This is a genomic window from Acinetobacter sp. M5A5_2a, from assembly GCF_053345265.1.
This window is the reverse complement of the sequence record NZ_JBKEZV010000015.1, coordinates 35,064-56,405: the sequence shown is the minus strand read 5'-3', so window position 1 is coordinate 56,405 and position 21,342 is coordinate 35,064. Positions and strand designations below refer to the sequence as shown.

Sequence of the window (21,342 nt, the reverse complement as noted above, 5' to 3'; positions counted from 1 at the left end):
AGCCTCATTACATCATGCTGTTAAAATTGGAAACCACCAGTAAAAAATTACCGTTGGCGTTTAAATCTTTTCAATATTCCATTGACCATTTTGCGCCACGAGTTGATGGGTCGCGTATGGAATAGAACTTAAATCATCATTACCTAACAATTGAACGACACGTAAACCTTGAGCGCGTGCATTCGAAATTGCTGAAAGTAAATCTTGTTCTGAGCCTTTTGGAGCAACAACAGTTTCGATCTCTGCGAACTGATTTGCACCTAAGGCATATAAATCACAACTAAAGCCAGTAGCAGGACGTGCACGACCAAAGTGTTCACCAATACCATCGTAACGGCCACCCTGCGCTAACGGCGCAGCACGGTTTGGCGCATATACTGCGTACATTAAACCAGTGTGATAGTGATAACTACGTAGCTCTACAACATCGATACCGATATTGAGATTTGGCCAACGGCCTTTAATTTGCTCAAGCGTTGTCTTAAGTGCATCTAATGCTGACTTAAATTCCGCATCTTGCAAAATATTGGCACTTAAATTCGTCTGCAATGCTTCTAGATCACTAGAATAACGGCCAAGCGCATAGAAATCAGAACCCATATTCAGGCTTTGAGTAAATTCTGCTAACTCTGGCAATGCTTTTCTTTGATAAAGATCAGACAGTTCATGCTCTTCATTTTTTGACAGTCCAGCATACTTGACTAGACTACGGAACAACCCTACATGGCCCAAATCTAAATGCGCGCCTTGCAAAGTATAGATGTTCTCAATCAACCCCAGCATAACATCGACCATTTCGACATCAGCTTCGATACTATCGTGGCCATATAACTCCGCACCTAATTGTAAAGGTGCACGAGTGGCATTGAAATTTTGTGGTTTAGTATGTAATACAGTCCCTGAATAACAGTAACGTGCGACGCCTTCAACTGGTCTTACATGTGCATCAATACGTGCAACTTGTGGAGTCATATCAGCACGAACACCGAGTAAACGGCCTGAAAGCTGATCAATAACCTTAAAAGTTACTAAATCTAAGTCTTGATTTGATTCTGATAATGAAGACAACGATTCGATGTATTCGATAAATGGTGTATATACCAATTGATAACCTCGTACCGCGAGGAAATCTAAAGCTTCACGGCGAAGTTTTTCAATGACTTGTGCCTGTTCCGGCAATACATCGGCTACCCCGTCAGGCAGCAACCATGTCTCTGAAATGGTCATATTTCAAGCCTAAAATCTGATCAACGTGGAACGACCCCACATAAAAAAATCGGGAACACACCCGATTTCTCTTAGTGTAGCATGATACTTTCTGCCATGCACCTGACAATTTGCATAAATCTTTCTTAATAAACTCTAAAGTCAAAAAGAAGATTTAAACAATTAATAATAATATTCAATATCTTACTTTGCTTTGCTCATATCATAGTCAAAAGTTCTTCGACCAAAGAATGGGCCAATATCTGAACTACCACCTGGTTTCCAGTTAACTAAATTTAGCTTTTGAATAGCTTGAGCTGCTTGAGTATTAAAAGCAAAACAACCTTTTTCAAGATTTGCAATTTTTAATTTCTGCTTCAAAGCATTTGAGGAGTGCACATTATTAAGCGGGTTATCTTCTATAGAATAAAGGTGAGACTTCTCATACGCCAAACTTCTATCAGCATCCCATAAGCTGCTTGATACAAATTCCATAGAAGCAAACTGATCATTATTATTACCCAGTGCACTTTCAATATCACCAGTTTCTAAATTTTCTAAAACAGTTAAGTTATAGCCGTACCACTGCGAATTTAGAAGCCTAAAATACTTTTTATCTTGACCTAAGTTATTATATCTTTCGATGATTGACTGCTTTTCCTCACTAAACGATGGACTTGAATCAAAACTAGATATATATGAAATATAAGATTGATTCCATTGAGTCTCTTTTAAACGATAACAATAACTATTTTTAGGAAATGTAGCACTATTATAATTTTGATAGAATTTAATTAAATTTTGATTTGGTCGATCACTCTGATCGACATTAAAATTTATATTGTCTCGATAGCCAGGTAAGACACGATCAAAGATCTTTTCCCCATCTAACTTAACGATTTCAAAATTTAAGTTTTGTTTCAGCTCAGAGGTTAGTTCATAAGTCCAACTATTAGGAGTTAACCTTTTTACAATATTTGTTTGTAGTGTACCTTTATTTAGAATTTTTTCTTCGGTAAAAATTTCTTTTTCTAAAGGTTCGTTATGTGACTTTGAAAAAAATATTTCATTATTTTTAATTGGATATTGAGTGATTTCAAAAAAATCACTATAAACCTCTGAAGAAAAATTAGAAGGTTGATAATAAACTTGGTAAATCGCATCGTCTTTTTCTAAATTACTTTCAGCTTGATCATTAGTACTTTGATCTGAGCCTCCACCACAAGCGGTTAAAATAATAGTAGATGTAATAATTAAAAAACCACTTATTTTTTTTGATTTAAATTTCATATAAACTCTATAATTAAAATTTTAATGTTTGCGAATCATACAAATAGAGATAGTTTTTCACAATATAAATATTTAGAATTTTAAAATAAATTTTCTTTTAAATTTTTTCTACAACTATTCAGATCATAAATTAGTAATTATAAAAAAGGATGTTAATTTAACATCCTTAAATTATTTCAATTGACGTTTAGAAAGAATCACACAAATCTAATAATCGATTTGCATAGCCCCATTCATTATCGTACCAAGCAAATACTTTAGCTTGATGCCCAACGACCATAGTTTGAGTTAAATCAACAATAAGTGAATAAGGTGAATGGTTAAAATCGCTTGAAACTAAAGGCTCATCAGTCACTGCCATAATTTCTACATAATCTGTTTGAGAAGCTTTAATCAATACTTCATTAATATGATGCACAGTAATTGGCGATTGCGCGATAAAAGTTAAGTCAATTGCAGCTACATTAATAGTAGGTACCCGAATTGAATAACCGTCTATACGGTCTTCCATTTTTGGCATAACGCGCTTTAATGCACCTAATGCACTAGACGTAGTTGGTATAATATTTTGTCCAGAAGCTCTGGCACGACGCAAATCACGATGCGCGTGATCAAGTACAGACTGGTCTGCTGTAACAGCATGAATTTCTGTCATGAGCGCTGTTTCAATTCCAAACGCATCATCAATGATTTTAACTAAGGGTACTAATGCCTGCGTAGTACATGACACACTTGATATGATCTGATCAGTCGCTTTCACATCTGCATGGTTAACACCATAGACAATTGCTGCATCTACATGGTCAAAAGGTGCTGCACCAATAATTACCCTTTTTGCCCCAGCTTGTAGATGGCGGGTTGCATCAGCGTGGGAACGGAACAGTCCCGTACACTCAAGTACGACATCAATATCTAAATTAGACCATGGCAAAAGCTCAGGTTGTTCCTGTTTTAAAACTTCAACTTTTAGCGTTCTTTGATTTGATTGAATGTTCAAAAAAACTTTTTCATTTTCAATAAATATTTCCACATTTCCATTAAAACGGCCATGTGTGGAATCATATTTAAATAAGTGCACTAATGTTTGTACATCTGCTATATCGTTAATCGCCACGATTTCAAATTGAAATTGTTTTGAGCTCTCAAACCAAGCACGTAAAACATTACGTCCAATCCGCCCAAACCCATTAATGGCGATACGTTGCATGACCTATCCTTATCTACAAAACTAAAGGCTAAAGAAGGCATATAGTAAAGCACGTCACGCCCAATTGAATATAGATTTTTAGCCAAATCACAGTTTTGTAAGATATTCCTTTTAAAATCGTTGGTTCGGTGGGGTTTTTCCGCTACAATTTAGCGTTTTTAAAAAATAAGCCCCGTATCAAATGCTCAGGTTTGACATAAAACAAACAGGCATTGATACATTTAGCCAAATTCGAAAATATGGAGTGACTTGGTTGTGAGTACTCGTTTAATGACATCTGCTGAAATTCGTGAAGCATTTTTGCGCTACTTTGAGACGCAAGGGCATACACGTGTCGCGTCGAGTTCTCTTGTTCCTGCCAACGACCCAACTTTATTATTTACAAATGCTGGGATGAACCAGTTTAAAGACTGCTTCTTAGGTCTTGAAAAACGTGACTATGTACGTGCAACTACATCACAAAAATGTGTACGTGCTGGTGGTAAACACAATGATTTAGACAACGTTGGTTACACTGCTCGTCACCATACATTCTTTGAAATGTTAGGTAATTTCTCATTTGGTGATTATTTCAAACGTGATGCTCTTAAATTTGCTTGGGAATTTTTGACTAGCGATGAGTGGCTAGCACTTCCTAAAGATCGTTTATATGCAACCGTTTATCACACTGATGATGAAGCTTATGACATCTGGAATAAAGAAATTGGTTTAGCGCCTGAACGTATTATCCGTATTGGTGATAATAAAGGCGAAAAATACGCATCTGATAACTTCTGGGCAATGGGTGACACAGGTCCATGTGGTCCTTGTTCTGAAATTTTCTTTGACCACGGCGATCATATTTGGGGTGGCTTACCAGGCACACCTGAAGAAGATGGCGACCGTTTCATTGAAATCTGGAATAACGTTTTCATGCAGTTCAACCGAACTGCTGATGGCGTACTTCACCCTCTCCCTGCTCCATCTGTTGATACAGGTATGGGCTTGGAGCGCATCTCTGCTGTATTGCAACATGTTAATTCAAACTATGACATTGACTTGTTCCAACACTTATTAAAAGCTGCTGCAAACATTATTGGTATTGAAGACGAAGGTCAGCCTTCTTTACGTGTAGTTGCAGACCATGCGCGCTCATGCTGTTTCTTAATTGCTGATGGTGTAAACCCAAGCAACGAAGGCCGCGGTTATGTATTACGCCGTATTATCCGCCGCGCTGTGCGTCACGGTAATAAGCTTGGTGCAACTGGTACATTCTTCTACAAAATGTTGCAACCTTTAATCGAAGTTATGGGTGAGGCTTATCCTGAGCTCGCAGCTCGTAAAGATGTGATTGAAGCAACTTTAGTTCGTGAAGAAGAACAGTTTGCTAAAACACTTGAGCAAGGTTTAAAACTACTTGAAGGTGAACTTGCTCAATTAAAAGACAAGACGATTCCTGGTGCGACAGTCTTCAAACTTTACGACACTTACGGCTTCCCAACAGACTTAACTGCTGATATTGCACGTGAACGTGACTTTATTATTGACGAAGCTGGTTTTGAAGTAGAAATGGCTGCTCAGCGTCAACGTGCTCGTGATGCTGGTAAATTCGCTATTGACTACAACAGCATTGTACAAGTTGAAGGCGAAACTCAGTTTGACGGTTACATCAACACTACTGGTCAAGGCCAAATTGTAGCGATCTACAAAGATGGCGTACAAGTTGATGAAGTTTCTGAAGGCGACGAAGCACTTATCGTTTTAAACCAGACTCCTTTCTATGCAGAAAGTGGTGGTCAGATTGGTGACACAGGTATCTTCAAAAATGAAACTGGTATTTTTGAAGTTCAAGATACCAAAAAATCAGGCGGTGCCTTTGTTCATCAAGGTATTGTGACCGTTGGTAATCTTAAAGCCGATCAAAACGTTGAAGCGATTGTTAAAGCGGATATTCGTGATGCAACAGCTCGCAACCACTCGGCAACTCACCTATTACATGCTGCTCTTCGTCAAATCTTAGGTTCACACGTACAACAAAAAGGTTCTTTAGTTGCAAGTGATATCTTACGTTTTGACTTTGCTAACGACCAACCAGTAACGTTTGAACAGTTACAACAGGTTGAGCGTTTGGTAAATGCAGAAATTATTGCAAATACCGCAGTAACCACTGAACTACTTGACATCGAAGCAGCAAAGGCCAAAGGCGCAATGATGTTATTCGGTGAAAAATACGGTAACGAAGTTCGTGTTCTTGCTATGGGTTCAGTAATTGATGAGAAAAACTTCTCAATCGAACTTTGTGGTGGTATTCACGTTAAGCGTACAGGCGATATTGGTTTATTTAAGATCACTTCTGAAGGTGGTGTGGCTGCTGGTGTACGCCGTATTGAAGCAGTTACAGGTACTAAAGCGTTAGATGTGGTACAAAAAACTGATTCAGATATCCAGCACATTAATGGCTTATTAAAAGCACAGAAAGACCAAACTGTTGAGCGTGTACAAGCCAATGTTGAATTGGTTTCTGCATTACAAAAGCAGATTGAACAGCTCAATCAGAAATTGGCAAACTTCCAAGCGTCAGAATTGATTGATCAGGTACAAACGATTGCTGGTCGTCAAACGCTTATTACCACTGTTCAAGGTGTAGATGCGAAATCACTTCGCAACTTGCACGACAGTGTTAAATCAAAATTAGAGAACGCAGTCATTGTATTAGCTGGCGTAGAGGGTGACAAAGTTAGCCTGCTTGCTTCAGTTGCATCACAATACACTGCAAATCTAAAAGCAGGTGACATCATCAAGCATCTAGCAACTGAGTTAGGTGGTAAAGGTGGTGGTAAACCTGACTTAGCACAAGGTGGCGCGCCACTTAACGAGAAGTTTGGACAAGTTATTGCTGCATTACCTGCATGGCTTGAACAAAAATAAGACTTCACTTTTTGTGTAACTGACCCTGAAAAGCCTCTCAGGGTCATGGCTTATATGGAAAAACTATGGCATTAATCGTTCAAAAATATGGCGGTACTTCTATGGGTACCCCCGAGCGCATTTTAAATGTTGCTCGTCGTGTTAAGCGTTGGCATGATCACGGTCACAAGGTTGTTGTGGTCGTATCTGCAATGAGTGGTGAAACAAACCGCTTACTTGCTCTCGCTAAAGCCATTACCGAAACACCTGACCCACGCGAGTTAGACCAAATGGTTTCAACCGGTGAACAGGTGACGATTTCCATGTTAGCTATGGCACTTAATTCGATTGGTGTGGAAGCTAAATCCTATACCGGACGTCAAGTCGGTATTAAAACTGACAGTGCATTTACCAAGGCGCGTATTGAGTCTATTGATACAGATGTCATGACCAATGACCTTGATGCAGGGCGTGTTATTGTTGTTGCGGGCTTCCAAGGCTTTGATGCTAATGGAAATATCACAACTCTAGGCCGTGGTGGTTCAGATACTTCAGGTGTTGCTCTTGCTGCTGCTCTAAAAGCAGATGAATGCCAAATTTACACTGATGTAGATGGCGTTTACACCACTGACCCTCGTGTTGCTCCTAAAGCCAAAAAAATCGACCGTATTTCTTTTGAAGAAATGCTAGAAATGGCTTCATTAGGTTCAAAAGTTTTACAAATTCGCTCAGTAGAATTTGCCGGAAAATATCAAGTTCCTTTGCGTGTATTATCAAGTTTTGATAATGATAACGACGGCGTGTTTGACGATGAATTTAAAGAAAATGTAGGTACACTCATTACTACTGAGGCGGAAGATAATATGGAACAGCCAATTATTGCAGGTATTGCTTTTAACCGTGACGAAGCAAAATTAACGATTTTAGGTGTACCTGATGAACCAGGTATTGCTTCTAAAATTTTATCACCAGTAAGTGATGCCAATATCGAAGTCGATATGATAGTGCAAAATGTTGAAGAAGATGGCACAACAGATTTCACTTTCACTGTAAACCGTGTTGATTTAGCTAAAGCTGAAAAAATCTTAAACGAAACTGCCAAAAATATTGGTGCACGTGAAGTTTCAACACGTGATGACATCGTTAAAGTGTCTATCGTGGGTGTAGGTATGCGCTCACATGCAGGCGTAGCGAGCAAGATGTTCACTGCCCTTGCTGATGAAGGTATTAATATACTTATGATTTCAACATCTGAAATTAAAGTTTCTGTCATTATTGATGAGAAATACTTAGAACTTGCTGTTCGTTGTCTACACACCGCTTTTGGTTTAGATCGTGAACATGGTGAAAGCAGCGCCCGCGCTTAATTTTACCAAACGGTCAATTATTCATTAAAAAATGTTTACTTGTCCGACAATAATTAAAGAAAACACAGAGCCGCTATAGTTTTTTTTATAGCGGCTCTGTTATATTAAACGGAAAGTTTTTTGGCAGTGATTATCAAAATATGACTTTGTTCTCATATTTCTGTTAGAATCTGACTGAAAACTGAGGTTGAGCTTTTATTTGGGTACCAATATTGCAGTTTTAAGCGTTTAGCAAGGAGATAAACATGCTGATTCTGACCCGCCGTGTCGGGGAAACATTAATGATTGGGGATCAAGTCAGTGTTACTGTGCTTGGCGTCAAAGGAAATCAGGTTCGTATTGGTGTGAATGCACCAAAAGAGGTTTCTGTTCATCGCGAAGAAATTTATCAACGTATTCAACATGAACGTGCAATGCATGAACACCTTCAACATCTTGATCAAGATTATCAAGTTTCTTTTGAAGATGATAATTTTGCACAGAAAAACTTCAATCGTTAACATGAAGTTATTCTCTCCCTAATTAAAGCGACTTTATAGTCGCTTTAAATTTTTTAGGAAGTTGTATTTATAGGCCTAGAGCACGTTTAACAGGTGCGTAACTACGGCGGTGCTGATCAATTACACCATGCGCTGCAATCGCTTCAAAATGCGCTTTAGTTGGATATCCTTTATGTTTGGCAAAACCAAATAATGGATATTGTTGATCTAATTCCTGCATTTGTCGATCACGCGTAACTTTTGCCAGAATACTCGCTGCACTGATCTCCGCATGACTCGCATCTCCCCCAACAATCGCTTCACAAGGAATAATGATTCCTTTTGGAATTTGATTACCATCTACGATCACTTTTTGTGGCTGAGTTTTCAAACCATCAACTGCACGCTGCATGGCCAAAAAAGTCGCTTGTAAAATATTTAATTCATCAATTTCATCGTGCGTTGCTTCTGCAATTGACCAAGCTAAGGCTTTTTCTTGTATTTCAATAAACAACTTTTCACGTTTCTTTTCAGTTAATTTTTTAGAATCATTTAATCCCACAATTGGATTATTCGGATCTAAAATAACAGCCGCTGCCACCACAGAACCCACCAAAGGTCCTCGTCCCGCCTCATCTACACCAGCAATAAACATCAACTCTCTACCTTTAAACAAAAGAGGCTGATCAATAGTAATCAGCCTTCTTTAATACAAAAATCATTAATTACTTTTGTAAAGCTTCTGCCACACACTCATTTACAGTTTTTGAAACCACTTGGTTTACAATTGTAGCACGTGCATTTACATCAAATGCAGCCGCAGCCAATTCTACTGCTGTCACACTATTTGGTGCCTTTTCGCTCACACAACCACAAACATTGGTTTGAATGCTGTCACGTTGCTCAGCAGTCATAAGCTTTGTTGCTGTTTTCCAAGCCGAAACATTATTAATTTCTGTAATACATTTTGCATTTACAGCAACTTTTAATGCAGCAACACCCAACTGTTGAGTTGTAGTTTGTGCAGAAGTAGCGCCTGTACCCGTACCTGTAGTCGTTGCACACGCTGTTAAAGCTAAAACAACTGGCGCTAGAGCGAGCATCAATTTTTTCATCATTTTTTCCTTTGATTGAACGTTGGCAGCGCGTATTGTGCCTAAACTCAACTTTATAAGAAACAAATAATTTGATGCATTTATGCAAACTATTTTCCTCTGCAAAACTCAGCTCATCAAATGCATTTTTTCTTAAACGTTCTGTTTTTAGCACGCTCTGTTACATTTAAAACATTTCTCAAAATCAGCGCTTTCCCATAAAATTAAAAATCAAAACGACAAAAAAATAGGGTCTTTTATGCCTGCTGTTTCATCTCAGTATTACACCCGTACCGCACAAGTCCTGCATTGGGTGATGGCAATCATTTTCATCGCAGCGTGGGCTATTGGCTTCTATAGTGGAAATTTTTTAAGTTATGACGTTGATGGCAGCTTTAAAGGTGATGTCATTACGTTGCACAAAAATATTGCGACAACCATTATCTTTTTGGTGATTATCCGGATTTTATGGCGCTATACACATCCAGCTCCAAAATTACCAGATACAATGTCACCAACCATGAAAACACTGGCACATGTTGGTCATCTATTCCTTTATGTGATTTTGGTGGCGTTACCTGTCACTGGTTGTTTATTTAGCTGGAGTGCTGGTCACCCTGCCCCTGTTTTATATTTATTTGAAATTCCGCGGTTAGTGCAAGATAACCCAGAGCTTTTAGCTATCGTTAAACCATTACATATTTATATTTCTTGGTTTGCAGGCTTTCTTATTGTTGGACATGTACTTGCTGCTTTAAAACATCACTTTGTTGATAAAGACAATATTTTAAATAGTATGACCAAACAACCAAAGTAATTGTATGTATAAAAAAACCGCCTGAGATAGGCGGTTTTTTTATTTAGATTTTTTTGATTTCTGCAATCCACTTTTGTTTCTCTTCATCTGAAATGAAAGAGGCTTCAAAAGAGTTGATTGCGAGTTTTTTCAACTCATCATTTGTTAGATCTAAAGCTTGCTGAATTGCAAAGAAGTTATCATTCATATATCCACCGAAATATGATGGATCATCTGAGTTTACAGTCACGTGTACGTCTTTTTGTAGCAAACGACGGATATTATGATCTTTCATATCATTTACGACACAGAGCTTTAGGTTACTTAAAGGGCAAACGGTTAAAGGCATTTTTTCGTTAATTAAACGTGCCATTAATTGTTCGTCTTCTTCAGAACGTACACCATGGTCAATACGGTTCACTTTGAGCAAGTCTAAAGCTTCCCATACATATTCAGGTGGGCCTTCTTCACCAGCGTGAGCAACGATTAAGAAGCCCTCTTCACGTGCCTTAGTAAAAACACGTTCAAATTTAGCTGGTGGGTGCCCCACTTCACTTGAATCAAGCCCTACAGCAATAATGTCTTGCTTAAATGGTAAAGCCTGCTCAAGTGTTTCAAATGCAGCTTCTTCGCTTAAATGGCGTAAGAAACACATAATAAGCTGAGAGCTGATACCAAACTTAGCTTTGGCATCAGTACAAGCACGTTTTAAACCGTTAATCACTGTTGAGAAAGCAACGCCACGGTCAGTGTGGGTTTGCGGGTCGAAGAACATTTCTGTGTGAACCACACGATCTTCGGCACACTTTTCAAAATATGCCCATGCTAAATCATAAAAGTCTTGTTCATGTACAAGAACATTCGCACCAGCATAGTAAATATCTAAAAATGATTGAAGATTATGAAAGTTATAAGCTTGCTTTACTTCTTCAACAGATTTGTAAGGAATCTGAATCTGATTGCGCTGGGCAATTGCAAACATTAATTCAGGTTCAAATGTCCCTTCAATATGTACATGCAATTCGGCTTTTGGTAAGGCGCGAATCAGCTCGACTTGATTCATATTAACTCCACGTCTAAAGAAAAAAGGGTGTGGTAAAAATCACACCCTTCTATAATTTTCTTCTTATTAAAAACTATGACTAAGACAGCTCAAGAAGAAAATTATAAAAAATCATATTAACCGCCAAACGCGATAAATTTAAATACCCAAAGTGCAGCAATAATCCACACCATGTACGGTACAGTTTTTGCCTTACCTGTGAATAATTTAACTAATGCATAGCTGATAAAGCCCATTGCAATACCATCTGCAATTGAATAGGTAAATGGCATAAATACAATAGTTAAAAATGCTGGAACAGCTTCGGTAATATCATCCCAATCGATATGAGTGATCCCTTGAATCATCAACACACCAATGAACAATAAAGCTGGCGCTGTTGCAAAACCTGGTACAGATTGAGCAAGAGGCGCTAAAAATAAACAGCAAATAAATAAGACTGCAACGACAACAGCAGTTAAGCCTGTACGCCCACCCGCTGCCACACCTGAAGCTGATTCAATATATGGCGTAGTTGAAGATGTACCTAATGCGGCACCAGCAACAATTGCAGTAGAGTCAGCAAATAATGCTTTTTTCAAACGAGGTAATTTACCATCTTGCAAAAGACCAGCACGGTGTGAAACACCAACCAAAGTACCCGTACTATCAAACAAGTCGACAATAAAGAATACGAAGATTACGCCAACCATACTTGCAGTAAATAGACCTTTAAAGTCCATTTGCATAAAGGTTGGTGCAATTGAAGGAATTTGACCAACTACACCCTTAAATTCATTTAGACCTAAGGCAGTCGCAATTGCTGTAACAACCAAAATACTAATAATGATTGCGCCACGGATTTTTAATTGGTGTAGAACCACAATCATTAAAAATCCAAATAACGCTAATAATACTGTAGGTTGTTTGATATCACCCAAGCCAACTAATGTCGCTTGATTATCAACAATGATGCCAGCATTTTTTAAAGCAATAAGTGCGAGGAATAAGCCAATACCACCACCAATCGCAAACTTCAGCGACATTGGAATAGCATTTACAATCGCTTCACGAATTTTAAAGAAGCTAATTGCAAGGAAGACAAGACCTGAAACAAAAACAGCAGCTAAAGCTGTTTGCCATGGCACACCCATACCCATACAAACTGAATAGGTAAAATAAGCATTTAAACCCATACCAGGGGCCAGTGCGATTGGATAATTAGCAATGATCCCCATCACTAAACAGCCGATTGCTGCTGCCAAACAGGTCGCAACAAATACGGCGCCATGATCCATGCCGGTTTCAGATAAAATGAGTGGATTGACAATAATGATGTAACACATCGTTAGAAATGTAGTTACACCAGCAAGAACTTCAGTCCGGAAAGTGGTTTTATTGTCGCTTAACTTAAATAAACGCTCTAACCAGCCTGCCGAAGAATTGGGCGCCGCCATAAGTAGCCTCTATGCAAAATCTGAACTGTGGGATATTTACTTCTATGTAGGTCGCTGAACAATATTGTTTTTCTGTTCAGGCCTATAAACAAGAATCTCAAATTTAAGAAGCAACAAATATGCCACTCATTTGGTTTCTAGTTCATACATAGGAAATAACCACAGCCCCTCTTGAAACACAAAAAAGCTGCATAATCACTATGCAGCTTTTTTACTATACGTTCAATAAGTTTAACAGATTCAACCGAAACATGATCAAAATTTATGAAAAGATATGATCAATGACGATGCAAAAAATCAGAAATTTAAAGCGCGATATTATTAGAAAATAATTTTTTTCTCGCTTATATAGCCTTGCAAATTATAAGAAGCCAAATTGCTGTGATGAGCATGATTAGGATTGCGTTCGATGCTTTGTAAATTTTGTTCTGCTTCTTGAATGATTCGCATCAATTCCTGATGTCTTTTATTTTGGGTATCTAAATAAGCCCAATACCCTAATACAAAGACGATACTCACACACAACACGATTAATACTTTATTGATCATTATTATTATCTCTATGTTTTTAATGTTAATGATCTTAACAAAAAAAAATAGCTTTGTGAATGTTTTCACATTTATTTACAATAACACACATTCATCCAAATAATTGATAAAAAAGGTGATTTTAAATTTCTCACTACAATTATTGATAAATACAAAACATTTCCATTGAAAAGTAACTTTATTTTAAAACAGTTTGTGTTTAATTATTTTTAATATTAGCTTTTTATTCATTTCCATTATTAAGTTCATTTAAATATGCAGTGTAGACAAATGTGTATATCGCATGAAAAATCTCTAAATTTTCTATCTACTGAATAAGATAAAAAGATCGATTTTTCTTTCAATTGTTATATTTAAAATTGTTTAGTTACCCAGCCATTTCCTTTTTTCATCCTTAGCTTCAAAAGTAAAATTCCAATTTTAACTAAAAGAACCCTTTTTCTTATTTCAGAAATAGCTTTCCATTTTATCGTTCTATAAATCGTACCAAGCTTTCCATTTTTAGAGCTTTATTACAATAATCGCTACGATAAACTGCACTCAGAGAAAAAATTAAATTAGGAGAGTAGATCATGTTTGATATGCGTTTATCTCATGAACGTGGCGCAGCACATCACGGCTGGTTACAATCAAAACATAGCTTTTCATTTGCTAATTATTGGGACCCGAAACAAGTCGGTTTTTCAGATCTACTTGTAATTAATGATGATAATGTTGCTCCGTCTAAAGGCTTTGGTACTCACCCTCACAATAATATGGAAATTATTTCCTATGTACTTGAAGGTGCATTAGAGCATAAAGACTCGATGGGTACAGGTTCTGTGATTGTGCCTGGTGATATTCAGTTAATGAGTGCAGGTCGTGGAGTGGCTCATAGTGAATTTAACCATTCCGCTCAAGAAGGCGTACATTTTTTACAAATTTGGGTCGTTCCAAGTGAAGTAAATACAGATCCAGGTTATCAACAAATTCATATTGATGAAGAAGACAAACGCGGTAAATTGCATTTGATTATTTCACCAAAAGGCGGTGAAAAAACTTTATCCATCAAACAAGATATTAATATTTACTCAGGTCTTTTTGATGGTGAAGAAACTGCCGAATTTATGATTCCTGACGGTCGATATGTATACCTACATGTTGCCAAAGGTCGCGTTGATGTAAATGGTAAAACCTTTAACACAGGTGATGCAGCACGTATCCGTGATGGTGGAAACTTATCGTTTACCAATGGTGATCATGCTGAAATTCTGATTTTTGATATGCGTCCGGAAGAAGTTCCAACCATGCCATAATGAAGCTAAGCCCTCACATAAATTTTTATGTGAGGGCTTTTTTAGCGTTTATACAAATTGAAAAAGTCTAACTGTGATCAATGCTCTTCTGAGCGCGACATCTCTGCATTGATATAACTCATGATCATAGTGGTTAACCCCTGCACCATTTCATCAAAACTGATATAAGGGTTTGGCAAAATAAGATGCCGCGCCACATTAAAAATCCCACTATTAATGCAGATGTACGTAATCACAGCCACGTTGTTAATTTTTAAATATTTAGGATTATGCATCATATATTTCATGATGACTTCCACTAAAGCCTGCTCGATTTTTGGAATGTATTTATCGTACTGTAACTCGCCTGCATAACGTAAAACAGTTAAATAACGGTCATTATTTTTCTTTAATAAATCACTAAAAGTATAAAAAATCATTTCAATGACAGGTTCTAACTCCAACTGTAAAATAGTTGGCGTAAGTTCCGTAATCATGTCCAAAATTTCTCGAACAAAATAGTGATTCATCGCATCGTAAATTTCTTCTTTATTTTTAAAATATTCATATAAAGATCCGACACTCACCCCTGCAATTTCTGCAATATGGCGTGTGGTGGTGCCACTTGGTCCATGAAGCGCCACTGCAATAAAACCCGCTTCAATAATAGTATCGACAGTAACTTTGGCTCGAGTTTGACGAGGTTTACGCGTGGTCATACGATCTAATCAATAATCCGAACATAAAGTCAGATTAGCATGTAATCAGACTCGGTAGAAATAAAAAAACAAAATCCGAATAGTTGTCAAACTTGATCAAAAAAAGCCATAAAAATAGATGCAATTAAGGATATCGAAACACTCTTATATTTACTCTAACGACCTTAATAAGAATAAATTATTTATTATTTTTCAACAATATGAATAAACTTTTATTAAAGTTTTCCTTATGCAAGAAATTGATAAATTACTTTTATATATTTAAAAATTTACCCGAATTGAATCCGAACATAAAGTCAGATTAATATGAAAAAATTAAAGAAGAGTCACTGAGAAATTCTGTGTGTCTCAACTCTTCTTTCCGTTATTCAGCCAAATAATCAAACAAATAACGGAGCAACAACACCGTAGTCAATCCAGAGAACACTCTGCTTTGAAAATGGAATTTACAGTGCCTTGTTGAACATTAAGTTTATTGATTTTCATCAAAATGCACTACTACTGATTTGTCTCAAGGTGTCGCTATGATCTCGACCACAGTAAAAAAATCATTTAACAAACTTAAATTTCAACGTGAAATTGAGTTGCCGGATTTTGCTAGTAAAAGCACTATTCCAATCCGTCATTTAAATATTGGTTTTGATGGTAAGGAAATTGATGTCAGATTCTATATGGACAATCAATTTGCCACCTTGTTTTTTGCCACACTTTCAGTTTTTTTAACTTATGGTGAAGATCTTGTGATCGAAACCGCTCGCCATCACCGTGACTTTATTAAAGACCCTATCTTAAAACAGCGAGTGACTTCGCTCATTGGCCAAGAAGCAATTCACTCAAAATTGCACAATGAATATAACGATGCACTTCAAGATGCTGAATATCCTGTTGCCCTCTATCGTTTCCTTGGCTCGAACTTCTTTAAATATGTGTTTTTAAAGTTTCCGCAGCCACTCAAATTATCGATGATGGCGGGTATTGAGCATTTTACCGCAGTACTTGCTGAATACATGATGAAGCATGAAAAAAACTTCTATTATTCAGATGATGCGAAGAGCCGTGCTTTATGGATGTGGCATATGCTTGAAGAATCTGAGCATAAAGATATTGCCTATGATGTCTACCAAATCTTAAATGGCAGCTACCCATTACGAGCGTCTGGTTTCGTCCTTGCTTTAATTACCATTTTAGGGCTTATTCCTGCGACGACCTTATTTGTCCCTGTTTTAAGAAAACCGCAAGAGATGTTCACCTTAAAATTCTGGAAAGATGCCCGTCGTGGTGTAGGTTTAATCTTTGGCCCGAAAGATGGCGTTTTCGGAAGTACAATTGGTCAAATTCTTGACTATTTACGTCCAGATTTTCACCCAAATGACCATGATACGACTGAATATCTTGAGTACTACAAAAAGAAATTGCTGAACGAAGGCGGTGCAATTGCTCCTTACTTTGTTAAAGAATTTACCCCACCAGTACGCATGTCTTAATCGTCCTGCATTTCCAGCTATCAAACAGATAGCTGGCATCTCTTCAAGTTATTTATGGATGAATCATGATTTTATTTGGCAAAAAGAAAGTTAAACCAAGCCAAAAAGCTTATGCAGTGGTGACAGGTGCAGGCAGTGGGATTGGTCGAAGTTTTGCAATTGAACTGGCAAAACGTGGTGGCAGTGTGGTTTGTGCAGACATTAATCTCGAAGCTGCTGAAGAAACCGTAAAAATTCTTGAACAACAAGGCGCGAAAGCTTTCGCTATACGTTGCGATGTCGGTAACTCAGAACAGGTTACAGATCTAGCAGAAACTGCTGAGATCTTACTTGGGCACCCTGTCACCCTTGTGATTAATAATGCAGGTGTAGGTTTAGGCGGAAAATTCGATGAAATGACGCTCGAAGACTGGAATTGGGTCATGAATATCAACCTTTGGGGTGTTATTCACGGTTGTCATGCTTTCGTCCCAAAATTTAAAAAGTTGGGTTATGGTGCGATTATTAACGTTGCTTCCGCTGCATCGTATACGGCTGCACCAGAAATGACCGCCTATAACGTGACTAAAGCTGGTGTACGTGCACTGTCAGAAACTCTTTCTGCCGAGCTGCATAAGTTCAATATTAAAGTCAATGTACTCTGCCCCACTTTGGTTCCAACCAATATCATCAAAAATGGTCGGATTCCAGGGCGATATTCAAAGCTTGCAGACCATGCACTCATGAATTATGCCCTCACCACAAGTGATAGTGTAGCCAAATTAACACTGAACCGCCTTGATCAGAATGAGCTTTACACCATTCCTCAAATCGATGCGAAGTTATTCTGGCTCATGAAACGTGCATCACCAAACTTGTATAACAAGTTCCTTGGCACGTCTTACAAATTATTTAAATAAGAAATTTATAGGTAGTACGCATATGACTGCTCAAATGAAAACAAATGCATCAGCAAAAAAAGCTGTCAATTCACCCAACCACATTTTCGACACCTTTATTGTAGGTGCCGGCATTTCAGGTATAGCTACTGCCATTCGCCTAGATCAAGTTGGCTATACCAATTATAAAATTATTGAAAAAGCTGGCCGTGTTGGTGGAACATGGCGTGAAAACACCTATCCGGGCTGTGGCTGTGATGTGCCATCTGCACTTTATTCTTACTCGTTTGCACCAAGTGCAAAGTGGAGCCATTTATTTGCTCGACAACCAGAAATTTTAAGTTATCTGGAAGATGTGAGTAATGAGTTTAATGTCTCATCTAAAATCGAATTTAACAACGAATTGCTGAACGCCGCATGGGATGACTCACGCCATGTGTGGGTACTTGATACCACTACTGGTCAGTATTTATCTAAAACTGTTATTTTCGCTACGGGTCCAATTACCGAAGCACAAATTCCACGTCTTGAAGGTTTAGATACGTTTAAAGGCGAAATGTTCCATTCAGCTAAATGGAACCATGATTATGATTTGACAGGTAAACGCATTGCCGTGATTGGTACAGGTGCATCTGCCATTCAGTTTGTGCCCCAAATTCAACCAAAAGCGAAAGAGCTTTTTGTGTTCCAACGTACAGCGCCTTGGGTACTACCAAAACCAGACACGGACTTGGGCGAATTTAGTAAATCAGTGATTGCTAAGTATCCATCTATTCAAGCAAGCTGGCGTAAAAGTGTAGCGTTAACTCTGAATGCAATTAACTTTGGTTTACGTAACCCGCTTGCACTTAAACCGGTAAATGTACTAGGTAAGCAATTACTTAAATTGCAGATTAATGACCCTGTGCTACGTAAAAATGTAACGCCAAACTTTGATATTGGTTGTAAACGTATTTTGTTTGCTAATAATTACTACCCTGCACTACAAGCACCAAATACCAACCTTATTCCTCATGGTTTAGTGAAAGTTGAAGGCAATACTGTTATTGCTGCCAACGGTGAACGCCATGAAGTTGATGTAATTATTTGGGGCACTGGTTTTGAGGTATCTCATCCGCCAATTGGTAAACGTGTTCATAATGAAAAAGGTCAATGTTTACAAGATTTATGGAAAGATAGTTCACCTGAGGCTTATTTAGGTACCAACATTGAAAATGTGCCGAATGCATTTTTAATTTTAGGACCGAATGTCTTGGTTTATGACTCTTTTATTGGCTTAGCTGAGGCTCAGCTAGACTATATTGTAGATGGCTTATTGAAAATTAAGAACAAGGGTATTAGCAAGTTCAACGTTAAGCCCGAAATTATTAAAAAGCATAATGATCTGGTGCAAAAACACTTAAAAACAACTGTATTTAATAGTGGTGGTTGTAAGAGTTACTACCTTGATGCCAACGGCCGTAACTTCGCTGCATGGCCATGGTCATTGAAAAAGCTGAAACAACGTTTGAAAAACGTCGATTTGAAAGATTATGAAGTGACATATCAAACGACAAAAACTCATTAATTTGTAATTTTGATCAAATCCGTTGTAAGAAATAGGCAGTGTATTTTAGGTTTTCATGAAATACACTGCCTTCTTCGTTGAATATCTTCAAGAAATAAAAAAACAGGATAAAGATGAAAGAAGGTCAATCAAGTCGTACCGCCGAAGCCGCCGCTGCATTACGTGCAAATCACTTTAAAAATACGGTCAGCCCTGTATTTTCAGACCCTTATGCTTTTGAGCTGACCAGTAGAAGCTGGAAAAAACTTCTATCAAGCCCACTTCTTGTTAAATTAATGAATTCTGCAGTTTTAAACCGCACTTTAGGTTTACTTACCGGGCAAGTGGTCGGACGCTCTCGTTATGCCGAAGATTTACTTGATCAGGCAGTTCAACAAAACACTCAACAATATGTTTTAGTTGGTGCAGGTCTAGATTCATTTGTACTACGTGAGTCTCAACATTACCCAACTTTAAAAATCTTTGAAGTTGATCATCCTGATACTCAAGCGGCCAAACAAGCCAAGCTAAAAAAGCTAGGAAATATTCCTGCTACAGTTGAGTTTGTCGCAATTAATTTTGAAAAAGAGTCTATTTCGGAAGCTCTGACCAGAAGTGTCTATGATTCATCTGCTCCTGCATTTTTTTCGTGGTTAGGCACAACTCACTACTTAAACCCGCAAACGACCTTGCAGACCTTAAAAAGTATTGCTGAATTTGCAGCAAACAGTAGTGAGGTGGTACTCGACTATTCGACCGATTTTCAGGAATTAACTGGTATCGAACGCATTGGTAGCATGGGTGTTGCCCAGTTTACCCATTTGCTCAAAGAACCATTATTAGGTCAATTTAAACCGACTGATTTACATCATGCCGTGGAGCAGATGGGGTTTGAGGTCGTTGAAGATTTGTCAGGTGAAGCCATTACTGAACGTTATTTTAATGGGCGTATCGATGAAATTCGCCATACCTCGGCGACACGGTTATTGCATTTGCGTTTAAATAAAAACTAATGTTGAAAGCCAACTTAAACTTTAAGTTGGCTTTTTTTAATCAAGGTTAATGCCATCATTACCAGCTTGAACGCGGCTCTGGCCCATCGACATGCTGATTTAAAAATTGGCGTAAATGATCTAAAAAGTGCGCGACTTTAGGTGACAGATTTAATCTCTCTAAATACACCGCATAGACATCTGCGGGTGGTGTTTCATAGTCCGCTAGCACTTGAACCAATCTGCCACTTCTTAAATATTTTGCTACGTCCCACTCTGCTCGCATCAAAATACCGTAGCCTTCTAAAGCCCAATTTAATGCGACTGCCCCATCATTCGTACTCAATTGCCCATGAACTTTAACGGTTTCAACTTGTTTGCCATGACTTAACCGCCAATTACCATAAGCAGAATCATTTTGCCGAATCACAATACACTGATGCTGCGTTAAATCATGGGGAGTGAGCGGTTGCCCTGCCGTTTTTAAATAGCTAGGTGATGCGCATAACAAACGGCGGTTGGCTGCCAGTTTTTTTGCAATTAGACGTGAATCGGGTATTTCGCCAAATCGGATTGATACATCAATCGCTTCATCTGGCAGAGTAATCGGGCGATCAGTTAAATGTAGTTGGACATCGACATCAGAATAGATTTTGGCAAATGTAGAAATCGCTGGAGCAATATAAGAACGACCAAAGCCTAAAGGAGCATTCACACGCAATACCCCTTTGGGTGCTGCCCGACTACTTGAAACCAAACGCTCCATTTCATCAATCTCTTTTAAAATACGAACCGCATTTTCAAAGTAGACCTCACCTTCACTGGTTAAACTAATTCGGCGTGTTGTTCTATTTAAAAGCCGTACTCCTAAACGCTCTTCAAGTTGATTTAAACGTCTGGAAACCGCAGGTGGAGTCAAGTTTAACTCTCGTGCTGTCGCGACAAGACTTCCTTGTTTGACCAATAAACAAAAGAAAGCTAATTCCGTATCTGCATTCATGATTGTTAAGTTTTTTGCAATAGTGATTTAACTTTATATCGATTCATCAGTTTTTTAAAGGGTTTAACATCCATTT

Annotated in this window: 19 protein-coding genes; 9 read left to right on the top strand and 10 right to left on the bottom strand. The window is 38.0% G+C overall.

Annotated elements, in window-relative coordinates; all coding sequences use genetic code 11:
* Positions 1-60: 60 nt before the first annotated feature.
* The 3 genes from ACLBWE_RS18080 to ACLBWE_RS18070 form a co-directional block, all read right to left on the bottom strand.
* On the bottom strand, positions 61-1,227 hold the full coding sequence (locus tag ACLBWE_RS18080) for an ATP phosphoribosyltransferase regulatory subunit (RefSeq protein ID WP_003652693.1): 1,167 nt from the start codon (positions 1,225-1,227) through the stop codon (positions 61-63).
* Between the two features lie 183 nt (positions 1,228-1,410).
* Positions 1,411-2,496: a hypothetical protein gene (locus ACLBWE_RS18075; RefSeq protein WP_447604184.1), complete on the bottom strand. Its 1,086-nt coding sequence runs from the start codon at positions 2,494-2,496 to the stop codon at positions 1,411-1,413.
* A 187-nt stretch (positions 2,497-2,683) separates the two neighbouring features.
* The gene (locus tag ACLBWE_RS18070; RefSeq protein ID WP_447604183.1) at positions 2,684-3,703 is read right to left on the bottom strand and encodes a type I glyceraldehyde-3-phosphate dehydrogenase; all 1,020 of its coding nucleotides are present in this window, start codon (positions 3,701-3,703) and stop codon (positions 2,684-2,686) included.
* 270 nt (positions 3,704-3,973) lie between these two features.
* On the opposite strand from ACLBWE_RS18070, the gene alaS reads away from it, so the two are divergent.
* The 3 genes from alaS to csrA all read left to right on the top strand — a co-directional run bounded on the left by alaS (position 3,974) and on the right by csrA (position 8,456).
* Positions 3,974-6,610 carry an alanine--tRNA ligase gene (gene alaS / locus ACLBWE_RS18065; RefSeq protein ID WP_447604200.1) on the top strand — a complete coding sequence of 879 codons (2,637 nt, stop codon included), beginning with the start codon at positions 3,974-3,976 and terminating at the stop codon, positions 6,608-6,610.
* A 65-nt stretch (positions 6,611-6,675) separates the two neighbouring features.
* Positions 6,676-7,956: an aspartate kinase gene (locus ACLBWE_RS18060; protein WP_003652700.1), complete on the top strand. Its 1,281-nt coding sequence runs from the start codon at positions 6,676-6,678 to the stop codon at positions 7,954-7,956.
* A gap of 245 nt (positions 7,957-8,201) precedes the next feature.
* Positions 8,202-8,456, top strand: a complete 255-nt coding sequence (gene csrA / locus ACLBWE_RS18055; RefSeq protein WP_003652701.1) for a carbon storage regulator CsrA — start codon at positions 8,202-8,204, stop codon at positions 8,454-8,456.
* Positions 8,457-8,523: 67 nt separating this feature from the next.
* On the opposite strand, the gene rnhB is transcribed toward csrA, so the two are convergent.
* Together rnhB and ACLBWE_RS18045 are read right to left on the bottom strand one after the other, a co-directional pair.
* Entirely contained in the window at positions 8,524-9,090 is a 567-nt protein-coding gene (gene rnhB / locus ACLBWE_RS18050) for a ribonuclease HII (protein WP_045125166.1), read from the bottom strand.
* A 70-nt stretch (positions 9,091-9,160) separates the two neighbouring features.
* Positions 9,161-9,550 carry a hypothetical protein gene (locus ACLBWE_RS18045; RefSeq protein ID WP_004641995.1) on the bottom strand — a complete coding sequence of 130 codons (390 nt, stop codon included), beginning with the start codon at positions 9,548-9,550 and terminating at the stop codon, positions 9,161-9,163.
* Positions 9,551-9,788: 238 nt separating this feature from the next.
* Here ACLBWE_RS18045 and ACLBWE_RS18040 point away from each other — a divergent pair, with 238 nt between their 5' ends.
* Positions 9,789-10,346 (top strand): cytochrome b, encoded by a 558-nt coding sequence (locus ACLBWE_RS18040; RefSeq protein ID WP_447604182.1) that lies wholly within the window; start codon positions 9,789-9,791, stop codon positions 10,344-10,346.
* 43 nt (positions 10,347-10,389) lie between these two features.
* On the opposite strand, the gene ACLBWE_RS18035 is transcribed toward ACLBWE_RS18040, so the two are convergent.
* The 3 genes from ACLBWE_RS18035 to ACLBWE_RS18025 all read right to left on the bottom strand — a co-directional run bounded on the left by ACLBWE_RS18035 (position 10,390) and on the right by ACLBWE_RS18025 (position 13,373).
* Positions 10,390-11,388 carry an adenosine deaminase gene (locus tag ACLBWE_RS18035; protein ID WP_447604181.1) on the bottom strand — a complete coding sequence of 333 codons (999 nt, stop codon included), beginning with the start codon at positions 11,386-11,388 and terminating at the stop codon, positions 10,390-10,392.
* Positions 11,389-11,504: 116 nt separating this feature from the next.
* Positions 11,505-12,824 carry an NCS2 family permease gene (locus tag ACLBWE_RS18030; protein WP_003652707.1) on the bottom strand — a complete coding sequence of 440 codons (1,320 nt, stop codon included), beginning with the start codon at positions 12,822-12,824 and terminating at the stop codon, positions 11,505-11,507.
* 321 nt (positions 12,825-13,145) lie between these two features.
* Positions 13,146-13,373, bottom strand: coding sequence for a hypothetical protein (locus tag ACLBWE_RS18025; RefSeq protein WP_004641992.1), 228 nt, complete (start codon positions 13,371-13,373; stop codon positions 13,146-13,148).
* Between the two features lie 572 nt (positions 13,374-13,945).
* Here ACLBWE_RS18025 and ACLBWE_RS18020 point away from each other — a divergent pair.
* Positions 13,946-14,668: a pirin family protein gene (locus ACLBWE_RS18020; protein ID WP_447604180.1), complete on the top strand. Its 723-nt coding sequence runs from the start codon at positions 13,946-13,948 to the stop codon at positions 14,666-14,668.
* A gap of 77 nt (positions 14,669-14,745) precedes the next feature.
* On the opposite strand, the gene ACLBWE_RS18015 is transcribed toward ACLBWE_RS18020, so the two are convergent.
* Positions 14,746-15,366 carry a TetR/AcrR family transcriptional regulator gene (locus tag ACLBWE_RS18015; protein WP_003652710.1) on the bottom strand — a complete coding sequence of 207 codons (621 nt, stop codon included), beginning with the start codon at positions 15,364-15,366 and terminating at the stop codon, positions 14,746-14,748.
* A 524-nt stretch (positions 15,367-15,890) separates the two neighbouring features.
* Here ACLBWE_RS18015 and ACLBWE_RS18010 point away from each other — a divergent pair.
* The 4 genes from ACLBWE_RS18010 (at position 15,891) to ACLBWE_RS17995 (ending at position 20,287) form a co-directional block, all read left to right on the top strand.
* Positions 15,891-16,850, top strand: coding sequence for a metal-dependent hydrolase (locus ACLBWE_RS18010; protein WP_127490961.1), 960 nt, complete (start codon positions 15,891-15,893; stop codon positions 16,848-16,850).
* Positions 16,851-16,915: 65 nt separating this feature from the next.
* Positions 16,916-17,749 (top strand): SDR family NAD(P)-dependent oxidoreductase, encoded by an 834-nt coding sequence (locus ACLBWE_RS18005; RefSeq protein WP_017391595.1) that lies wholly within the window; start codon positions 16,916-16,918, stop codon positions 17,747-17,749.
* Positions 17,750-17,771: 22 nt separating this feature from the next.
* Complete coding sequence (locus tag ACLBWE_RS18000) at positions 17,772-19,295, top strand: flavin-containing monooxygenase (protein ID WP_447604179.1); 1,524 nt, start codon at positions 17,772-17,774, stop codon at positions 19,293-19,295.
* 113 nt (positions 19,296-19,408) lie between these two features.
* The gene (locus ACLBWE_RS17995) at positions 19,409-20,287 is read left to right on the top strand and encodes a class I SAM-dependent methyltransferase (RefSeq protein WP_447604178.1); all 879 of its coding nucleotides are present in this window, start codon (positions 19,409-19,411) and stop codon (positions 20,285-20,287) included.
* A 58-nt stretch (positions 20,288-20,345) separates the two neighbouring features.
* On the opposite strand, the gene ACLBWE_RS17990 is transcribed toward ACLBWE_RS17995, so the two are convergent.
* The gene (locus ACLBWE_RS17990; RefSeq protein WP_447604177.1) at positions 20,346-21,266 is read right to left on the bottom strand and encodes a LysR family transcriptional regulator; all 921 of its coding nucleotides are present in this window, start codon (positions 21,264-21,266) and stop codon (positions 20,346-20,348) included.
* Between the last annotated feature and the right edge of the window lie 76 nt (positions 21,267-21,342).

What these genes read in the sequence shown, in the direction of transcription:
- ACLBWE_RS18080 (WP_003652693.1), bottom strand. Translation starts at nt 1,227, where the DNA reads ATGACCATTTCAGAGACATGGTTGCTGCCTGACGGGGTAGCCGATGTA.
- ACLBWE_RS18035 (WP_447604181.1), bottom strand. Translation starts at nt 11,388, where the DNA reads ATGAATCAAGTCGAGCTGATTCGCGCCTTACCAAAAGCCGAATTGCAT.
- ACLBWE_RS18060 (WP_003652700.1), top strand. Translation starts at nt 6,676, where the DNA reads ATGGCATTAATCGTTCAAAAATATGGCGGTACTTCTATGGGTACCCCC.
- ACLBWE_RS17995 (WP_447604178.1), top strand. Translation starts at nt 19,409, where the DNA reads ATGAAAGAAGGTCAATCAAGTCGTACCGCCGAAGCCGCCGCTGCATTA.
- ACLBWE_RS18045 (WP_004641995.1), bottom strand. Translation starts at nt 9,550, where the DNA reads ATGAAAAAATTGATGCTCGCTCTAGCGCCAGTTGTTTTAGCTTTAACA.
- ACLBWE_RS18005 (WP_017391595.1), top strand. Translation starts at nt 16,916, where the DNA reads ATGATTTTATTTGGCAAAAAGAAAGTTAAACCAAGCCAAAAAGCTTAT.
- ACLBWE_RS18025 (WP_004641992.1), bottom strand. Translation starts at nt 13,373, where the DNA reads ATGATCAATAAAGTATTAATCGTGTTGTGTGTGAGTATCGTCTTTGTA.
- csrA (WP_003652701.1), top strand. Translation starts at nt 8,202, where the DNA reads ATGCTGATTCTGACCCGCCGTGTCGGGGAAACATTAATGATTGGGGAT.
- ACLBWE_RS18075 (WP_447604184.1), bottom strand. Translation starts at nt 2,496, where the DNA reads ATGAAATTTAAATCAAAAAAAATAAGTGGTTTTTTAATTATTACATCT.
- ACLBWE_RS18015 (WP_003652710.1), bottom strand. Translation starts at nt 15,366, where the DNA reads ATGACCACGCGTAAACCTCGTCAAACTCGAGCCAAAGTTACTGTCGAT.
- ACLBWE_RS17990 (WP_447604177.1), bottom strand. Translation starts at nt 21,266, where the DNA reads ATGAATGCAGATACGGAATTAGCTTTCTTTTGTTTATTGGTCAAACAA.
- alaS (WP_447604200.1), top strand. Translation starts at nt 3,974, where the DNA reads ATGACATCTGCTGAAATTCGTGAAGCATTTTTGCGCTACTTTGAGACG.
- ACLBWE_RS18030 (WP_003652707.1), bottom strand. Translation starts at nt 12,824, where the DNA reads ATGGCGGCGCCCAATTCTTCGGCAGGCTGGTTAGAGCGTTTATTTAAG.
- ACLBWE_RS18040 (WP_447604182.1), top strand. Translation starts at nt 9,789, where the DNA reads ATGCCTGCTGTTTCATCTCAGTATTACACCCGTACCGCACAAGTCCTG.
- ACLBWE_RS18070 (WP_447604183.1), bottom strand. Translation starts at nt 3,703, where the DNA reads ATGCAACGTATCGCCATTAATGGGTTTGGGCGGATTGGACGTAATGTT.
- ACLBWE_RS18020 (WP_447604180.1), top strand. Translation starts at nt 13,946, where the DNA reads ATGTTTGATATGCGTTTATCTCATGAACGTGGCGCAGCACATCACGGC.
- rnhB (WP_045125166.1), bottom strand. Translation starts at nt 9,090, where the DNA reads ATGTTTATTGCTGGTGTAGATGAGGCGGGACGAGGACCTTTGGTGGGT.
- ACLBWE_RS18000 (WP_447604179.1), top strand. Translation starts at nt 17,772, where the DNA reads ATGACTGCTCAAATGAAAACAAATGCATCAGCAAAAAAAGCTGTCAAT.
- ACLBWE_RS18010 (WP_127490961.1), top strand. Translation starts at nt 15,891, where the DNA reads ATGATCTCGACCACAGTAAAAAAATCATTTAACAAACTTAAATTTCAA.